At 33.5% G+C, this 7,441-nt stretch carries 10 protein-coding genes; 5 read left to right on the forward strand and 5 right to left on the reverse strand.

Annotated features, from left to right (window positions below):
• Window positions 1-451 precede the first annotated feature (451 nt).
• Together K9M74_05510 and K9M74_05515 are read left to right on the forward strand one after the other, a co-directional pair.
• Entirely contained in the window at window positions 452-727 is a 276-nt protein-coding gene (locus K9M74_05510; protein MCF7799331.1) for a DNA-directed RNA polymerase subunit L, read from the forward strand.
• 31 nt (window positions 728-758) lie between these two features.
• On the forward strand, window positions 759-1,625 hold the full coding sequence (locus K9M74_05515) for a hypothetical protein (GenBank protein MCF7799332.1): 867 nt from the start codon (window positions 759-761) through the stop codon (window positions 1,623-1,625).
• A 5-nt stretch (window positions 1,626-1,630) separates the two neighbouring features.
• On the opposite strand, the gene K9M74_05520 is transcribed toward K9M74_05515, so the two are convergent.
• Window positions 1,631-2,800: a mechanosensitive ion channel family protein gene (locus K9M74_05520; GenBank protein ID MCF7799333.1), complete on the reverse strand. Its 1,170-nt coding sequence runs from the start codon at window positions 2,798-2,800 to the stop codon at window positions 1,631-1,633.
• 183 nt (window positions 2,801-2,983) lie between these two features.
• The gene (locus K9M74_05525; protein ID MCF7799334.1) at window positions 2,984-3,520 is read right to left on the reverse strand and encodes a 50S ribosomal protein L16; all 537 of its coding nucleotides are present in this window, start codon (window positions 3,518-3,520) and stop codon (window positions 2,984-2,986) included.
• Between the two features lie 149 nt (window positions 3,521-3,669).
• On the opposite strand from K9M74_05525, the gene K9M74_05530 reads away from it, so the two are divergent.
• Window positions 3,670-4,656: a hypothetical protein gene (locus K9M74_05530; GenBank protein MCF7799335.1), complete on the forward strand. Its 987-nt coding sequence runs from the start codon at window positions 3,670-3,672 to the stop codon at window positions 4,654-4,656.
• Window positions 4,657-4,872: 216 nt separating this feature from the next.
• On the opposite strand, the gene K9M74_05535 is transcribed toward K9M74_05530, so the two are convergent.
• Window positions 4,873-5,331 carry a hypothetical protein gene (locus K9M74_05535; GenBank protein ID MCF7799336.1) on the reverse strand — a complete coding sequence of 153 codons (459 nt, stop codon included), beginning with the start codon at window positions 5,329-5,331 and terminating at the stop codon, window positions 4,873-4,875.
• A 65-nt stretch (window positions 5,332-5,396) separates the two neighbouring features.
• Between K9M74_05535 and K9M74_05540 the strand changes: the two genes are divergently transcribed.
• Entirely contained in the window at window positions 5,397-5,819 is a 423-nt protein-coding gene (locus K9M74_05540; protein ID MCF7799337.1) for a YigZ family protein, read from the forward strand.
• On the opposite strand, the gene K9M74_05545 is transcribed toward K9M74_05540, so the two are convergent.
• Complete coding sequence (locus K9M74_05545; protein MCF7799338.1) at window positions 5,802-6,260, reverse strand: hypothetical protein; 459 nt, start codon at window positions 6,258-6,260, stop codon at window positions 5,802-5,804. The genes K9M74_05540 and K9M74_05545 overlap by 18 nt on opposite strands.
• Window positions 6,261-6,337: 77 nt before the next feature.
• Here K9M74_05545 and K9M74_05550 point away from each other — a divergent pair, with 77 nt between their 5' ends.
• The gene (locus K9M74_05550; GenBank protein MCF7799339.1) at window positions 6,338-6,790 is read left to right on the forward strand and encodes a hypothetical protein; all 453 of its coding nucleotides are present in this window, start codon (window positions 6,338-6,340) and stop codon (window positions 6,788-6,790) included.
• A gap of 161 nt (window positions 6,791-6,951) precedes the next feature.
• Here the strand turns inward: K9M74_05550 and K9M74_05555 are convergent, their stop codons facing one another.
• A complete protein-coding gene (locus K9M74_05555; protein MCF7799340.1) occupies window positions 6,952-7,107 on the reverse strand; it encodes a hypothetical protein in 156 nt (51 codons plus the stop codon).
• Between the last annotated feature and the right edge of the window lie 334 nt (window positions 7,108-7,441).

Genomic DNA, 7,441 nt, shown 5'->3' on the forward strand with positions numbered 1-7,441 from the left:
TCATGATATTTCATGCCTGAAGCATGAAAAACTTTAATAACTTGCTTGTGTAAACTAACTTCATACTGACCGGAAATTTCTGTCTGAACCATAGTAATTTCTTGTCAGTATACATATTTATACCTTTTTGAACAACGCCCTTCATGGGGGCTTGTTCAAAATCATTTGCCTACCCGCCATTGAAGTTTTTTTGTGTTAGATGCATTTCTTCTTCATCAACGAAATAAGGGCATCTGATGGTACTGCTTTTGTAAGCGTAGCAAGAATAATACTTCACAATATGCATTTACCCTCCATTTTAAATAGGGCTCTTCACAGAGGTGTCTTGGATAGAACTTTTATGACCAATACATTCAAAGAACGCCCAATAGAGCAACTAGTTAGCAGGCGTTATGATTAAGCATCTCCAACTGAAAGCTTTATAAATGAGTCGTAGTTACTGCTCTTCATCATGGAAATTAAAATTCTTGAAGAAACAGCCAAACGAATGGTTTTTCAGCTTGTAGGAAGCGATCACACGTTCTGTAATACATTAAAAAAGGCTCTTTTAGAAGTGTCTGGTGTTAGCATTGCAACTTATGCAATCGAGCATCCCCAAATTGGTATCCCCAAATTTGTTGTTGAAACAACAACAGGAAAACCATCAGATGCACTCAAAAAAGCAGTTGATATTGTTACAAAACAAAACAAAGCGTTTGTGAACGCATTTACTAAAGCAGTAAAGTAAATAAAGAGTTCTTTATTTTGTTCTTTTTGATATGGATGTAGAAGCATTTATAGTAAAACATCAAACAAGAAGAATAAAACCTTCAAAAGCAGCCGATTTGGAATCCGTTTTACAAAATGGTGGATTAGAAACAGAGGTTGTTGCAGAATTAGGTGTTATTAATGATGCTCTTAGTGAAGTTGTTCGTTATAAAAGCAATGCTAAACGCCATCTCGTTGACTATACCTATACTGATTATTGGATAAATCTTGCATTCAAATTTTTCTCGCATGCAATTGCTGTGCACAACAAACATTTAAGCACAATAGATGTTCAAAATCCAACCTATGCAGAAACATTAGAAAGTAAAGCATGGATTGTGAATACAAAAGCAAATATTTTTTCAAATATGTTTTATTTAGTCCTAAAAGATAAAAACACTAGTCTTAAAAAAAAACTTCATGCAGGGTATCATGCACAAGGCAATAAATATGCTGTTGGACGGATGCTCCAAGCAATAGAACATGCAAAAGCAACAAATATTTTTGATATTGCAACGCGTTTAGCAAAAGATAATTATTTTGTTGCAAAAGTTTTCCACCCCTTTGAAGAAAATCATAATGAACATTATACCTTACCTTTTTGGGGGCATCGATGGCGTCGTTCTGCACAAAATATTATTAAATCAACAGAAATAGGCTGTTCTTTAGAAAGAATATATGCATTTAGAAAATTAGGCGATGCATATTATAATATGAGTATTGATTATGATCCTTCTGCAATAAAAAAAGCAAAAACTAATTATGAAATATTTTTACAAGGAGCACAAGATAAAACAGATCCAGCGTTAGAACAGCAAGTAAAAAAAATTACTCAACGATTGCTAAAAGAAATATATCCTATAACAACACAATACTAGATAAATTAATTTTTTTTCTTAGTAGTTTTAGGAACAGTTTTTTTCCTACTTTTGCGTATAAATTTCTTTTCTTTTGCCACATCCAGTGATTGTGTTGACGTGTGTAAAATGGGCTTAGGATCTTTATGTTTTGCTTCATAAATAGTTCTGGTTGGGAAAGGAATTTCAATTCCTGCTGCTTGTAGCGCGTTATAACTTTCTGTTGTAATTTGATCAATCATCGTAAATTTGTTTTTGTAATCAGAAATATAAAACAAGAAATCAAATTCAAGAGCATATTCACCCATTTTCATAAATCGTGCTTCTCGTTTAGGATATTTAAGTATATCAGTTCGTCCTTTAAGCACACTCAGCAACACTTCTTTTACTTGCGTAACATCGCTTCCATAAGCAACAGAAATTGGAAGAACAACTCGAATAGTGTGTGTTGGTTGCGCATAATTAATAAATCGAGAGTTGGTGAGCATCCCGTTAGGAATAAGTAAATAGTCATTATCGAATGTTTTAATTTTTGTTGAGCGAAGCGTCATTTCTACAACTTCTCCTGCTTCACCTGTTTCTAAACGAATAACATCATGCTTATGTATTGAACCATCTGAAATTAATGCAATACCACCAAAAATGTTTTTCATCGTATCTTGAAAGGCAAAACCTAAAATTACCCCTATAACACCAACTGATGCAAGAAGCGCACCAACCTGCACACCCCACATTTGTAGAACAACCATGATAGCAACAAGGGTAAGTAAAATAGCTGTTAGACTCTTCATTAAGGGCAACATTTCTTCATGAAATTGATCATGTGCTTGAATATCTTCAAGACGAGATTTTCGCCAGAACTCTAAAAGAATGTTTATGATTTTTGTGAAGATATAAGTAATAATAAGTATGATAATAGTGTTCACAATATTTTCAAAAATATCAACACTAGTTATTATTTTTCGCAAAGCAAATTGAAAACCAACTAAAATAATTAGTGCAATAATGGGTGTTTCGATACGCATTACAATACGATTGTCAGCTTTACTTTTTGTTTTCTTAACAATTTTATCAACAACTTTCTTAAAAAATAATACAAGAAGTTCAGCAAAAAGAAGTGCAATAATAAAAATTGCTAACGCATGCCAGTATTTATTACCAACAATAACGTGATAGAACTCTATAAACCACCCCATTTTAAAAAGAAAATGAAGAAGAAGACTTAAAAACATTTATAATTACTCATAAGGAAAGACAAAAATTGTTTTCTTCTTCTAGAACAATAAATCATTTTTACAGTAATCAAACTAAACTAAAACAATAATCTAGCGTAGTCAGAAGAAAAAGAATGAAAATAAAAAAAGAAGTAGTGCACAATATTAAACAGTCTGTACAGGCATGTCTTCTACATCCACATAACCGCCGGCAGGAAACTTATGACGAGCACGAGCAAGAGCTGTTTTTGCTAAAGGAACATCTTTTTTATAACAATGTACTTCTAAAATAGGTTGCCCCTTATGAACTCGAGCAGCAAGACCTACTGCTTTTCCAAAGCTCATCTTCATACCAGTACTCATACGATCAGCCCCCGCACCAGATGCTAAAGGATTATTTCGCAGAATATGATGCGGATAAACTCTAAATTTGAGCTTATAACCCATACGACCTAATTTGGTCTCAAGAAGTCTGTTGGCACTCTTACGAGCAGATTCTAAAGCGTTATGACGCAATTGAATATCAACAGCTGAGTGAAGTCGAACAACCACAGGAAAAGCTGCTTGTAAATTGCCCATTTCCCATTTTACGACCTTATTAGCAGGAACAGCACGAACGAATGCTTTAGACCGATACTTAGATTTTCTTGTATACGGACGCTCTAAACGCCGCCAAGCGCCTGCTCTGATTAGTTTTGCCATGTTGTTTGAGAAATTAACATCCCTTTATAAAGGTTAGCTTAGAAAAGCGTTATCTTAAAAGAAATAAAGAACATAAAATTCGTAAAACAAGCTATTTTAAGAAAGAAAAAAGAACCTTTATAAATGAATTTCCTCTGAAAAAGAACTATATGAGTCTTAAGAAAAAAGTAAATGCATTCGAGGTGCTCAGCGGATTATTTCTACTCTTTAGTTTACTTATCATTATTATCACAGCAGCAATAGGTAATCACAACCTCTTTATCGTTGTTATCGGTTTTTTTCCAACAATTCTTACCATACTCATCTCATTAACCATCCACGAACAATACGCAAAACAGCGCAAAATATTATGGTTTTTACCAATATGTTTACTCGGTGCATTTTATATTATTGGAACAAATAGTCCTAGTGTTGCTAAGCGAATAGATGTCCCTGTATTAATAGGAATCAATTTTATACTTTCCATTTTTTACATAATTATAGTCTATAACGTTTTTAAAAGTCCTATTAACAAAGAAAATAAAACAGAAACAGAAACTACTGTTGAACAAACCATTGAAGACTACGTGCATTCTATTGAAGATAAATCAAAAGCACTTAACTTTGTTGTGGGACGAGTCTATAATAAATATCATGGCGGCACAAGCAATATGCGAGAGAAACTACGTATACCTGCCGATTGGTATAATGAATTCTCCTCACTAGGTATTGGAACAGAAAATGTTAATGCCGAACAATTACTTGACCTTATCACACGATTCGAACTACAACTAAAAAACTACGAGAAAAAAGAATTTGAACTTTTCAAGTCTGATGCGTATAAACTAAAAAATTTAATTCACGATCCACACGGCAAAGACAAGGTGATAGCTGTTTTAGATCATAATGATAAAGACCCCGTACGCTCATACTATGAAGGCGCTGTAAAGTTTTGTGAGAAAGTTAGAGATGCAATTAAACATCAAGAACTTAATTTGGTTAAAAATGAATACATCCCCAAAACAGAAGAAGAGGAACAAGAAATAAAAGCAGTTAACCACGTAAATGAAGAATCATTATCTGATAAAGCATTATCCTACGACTCAAAAAAATCCGATAAAGAAAAAAAGAAAAAGAAAGGCCCAACAAGGCCTTAAATGATAAAGATTCGCTACAAGGAGCACATCCAAAGCCTAAAACGTAGAATGGACCGTAACCAGTGTATGTGCTAACGAATTGTTAGGATACCTCAAAAAAATTCTATCTGAAAAAAAGAAAAAGAGGGCGACAACCCCAGAAAAAAATTATTTTGAAATTATTTAGCATAACACTATATTATTGTTATTCTTGTGCTAGGAAAGATTATTCCGGCTTTAATTAAATACTAATCTTTTTGTTTTCTGCGCTTTAAGTAAATGTTTGTAAAAGGTTATCCAAACAGCAATAGCGCCACCAATAGCAACAACACCAATAACAAGAGTAAAACCAACCATGAGACCTTCAAAACCGGGAACTGCAGTTGTATCCATTGTAACTAAGGACATAATAATATTTACTAACGTAAGCACAACATAATAGCCAAAAACAATATGCGTCCAGATAAATAAACTCTTGTTTACTTTAATGAGCTGCACCAAATAAATTGTTGCGATAGCTAAAGTTATTGCGCCAATAATTGTTGCATAAATCATATAACCGTTGCTTAACTGAGTTAATTCTGGAAGTAGTGTCCAACCAACTATACTCATCACCCAATTAATTAAATTAACAAAAACAGCTAATGAAAATAAAACAATTAAAACAATCACATAAGAAGTATAATTTTTTCCCATACCATCACCTAAAAAATTCAAACATAGACAAGTATTTAAATTTTATCTTGATATTAATACTGCGCATGCACTTTACAACTGTGAAACAAAAGAGTTCTGCTAAATGTATAGAGAAGAAATCATCTTTTTTTAGTTATGTCTATCCTATAACATCCATAGATGAAGTTAAGCCATTAATAGACGCGCTTCGTTCTAAACATAAAAAAGCAAATCATGTCGCATACGCTTATCGATTAGCGAGCCTAAATAAACTAGGTGAAATAGTGTTTGAAGAACGAGGAAACGATGATAAAGAGCCTAATAAAACAGCAGGAGCGCCTTTACTGCGATTATTACAACAACAAAAATTAGGAAACGTCCTTGTTTGTGTTGCGCGAGTTTTTGGCGGCATAAAACTTGGTACTGCAGGACTTAGTAAAGCATATAAAACTGCAGGAAAAGAAGCATTAGATAAAACACCGACCATTGTATCAATTATCCAAAAATAATTCTTGTACAACCTCATCAGCAACAATAAGAACGTCTCTTCTTGTACCAACTTCAGCGATGTATTGACAATCAGTTACTAAAATAATATCATATGATCTTTGCGTTCTATTACCTTCAATTTTTCTATCAATATTGTGCACGCCAAGATGAGAAGAACTCTTTAGAAACGATTCCGAAGGAAGAATAATCCGAGAAGAACTGGCGGCGCAGCGATTCCATATTCTATCAAATAAAGGTATTTCATCACCAAATTGGTTGAATGGTAAACGATTACCAAAACGCGCTTCTATTTGTTTTGTATATTCTTGTGCTGTAGGCCAACTGCCATTCTCTTTAATAAATAAATCAAGAAAATCAGTTTTTGGAAGAATTATGCCTGTTGTGCTTATTCTGTCAATAGTTTTATAGGCTACAATAGCGCCTGTTGTAAATGAATGCATATGTACAAGAGACAAATATCAATTCTTTTTTAATAATTTCCACAAATTTATAAAGAAGAACATCTCAGAAGAAAATTATGGAATATAGTATTCAAGGTCACACACTAGAATTAGAGACATTGCTTCTTGATTTAAATGGCACCATTACTGTTCGAGGAAAATTGCCACGAGGAATTAAACGACGATTACGAGCAATACAACGATTAGGAATAAAAATTATCATCATCAGCGGTGACCAGCGAGGAACAGCACAACAAATAGCATCCCGACTCGGCGTAGAAATCATGATTGCAAAAACAAGCACAGAAAAAGCATTACTTGCAAAAACAATACCCAACACAATGGCCGTTGGAAATGCACGAATTGATCTCGGATTATTTGTACATGCAAGTTTATCTGTTGCAACAGTACAAGGAGAAGGTATCCACACCGCAATTATTCCGGCAGTAGATATTATTGTACCCCACATTAATGATGCGCTCGATTTGCTGTTACATCCGGATAATTTAGAAGGAACATTAAAAGAATAAGGTAAACAATACTCCTTAACAATACAACTTGAAAAATTCTTAAATTAAATGCATTTTGACTTGCGTTAGCAAATCGAAATTATCGCATGCGATTCTAGTTATTTTAAGCCAAGCGAGAATAAACCTTCGCCGTTGTTAATGTTAAACAATATGTTCTTGATTTATTTTGTAAGTAAAATTACAACGCCACAAACAATGGTAAGTGCTGCTGCAATTGTACCTAACGTTTTTCCTAAGTTTGCACCTAGAAACGGTAAGATACCAAGAATAATTAAGAAAACACCAATATATTTATGCAAATCTATTTTTTTAGCCATAGTAAAAAAAATAAAGAAAAAAGACTTTAAAAAAGTATTTATTTTCGGGGCGGATTGCAAAAAGAACTCCATGCTGCAACCTTTAATTTTCTAATAGAGCGAATCTAAAGAACGGCTTCGTCCAGAATAATTTGGTATACTGCTTTGAAGATTTTTTTAGACAAACAAATTTTACGCTTTTACAGCGTAAAATAGTGTTGTGTTATGCTCGAAAAGAGCATGACAGCATGAGCAACACTTGTGTTGCGAGTTCATTTGTTGATAAATTCTTTTGAGCAGAGCGAGAATAATTCTTCGCAGTATACAAATGTATTCCTTTCCGGACAAAGCCTAA

Source organism: Candidatus Woesearchaeota archaeon, assembly GCA_021734105.1.
Classification (GTDB): domain Archaea; phylum Nanobdellota; class Nanobdellia; order Woesearchaeales; family SKGA01; genus SKGA01.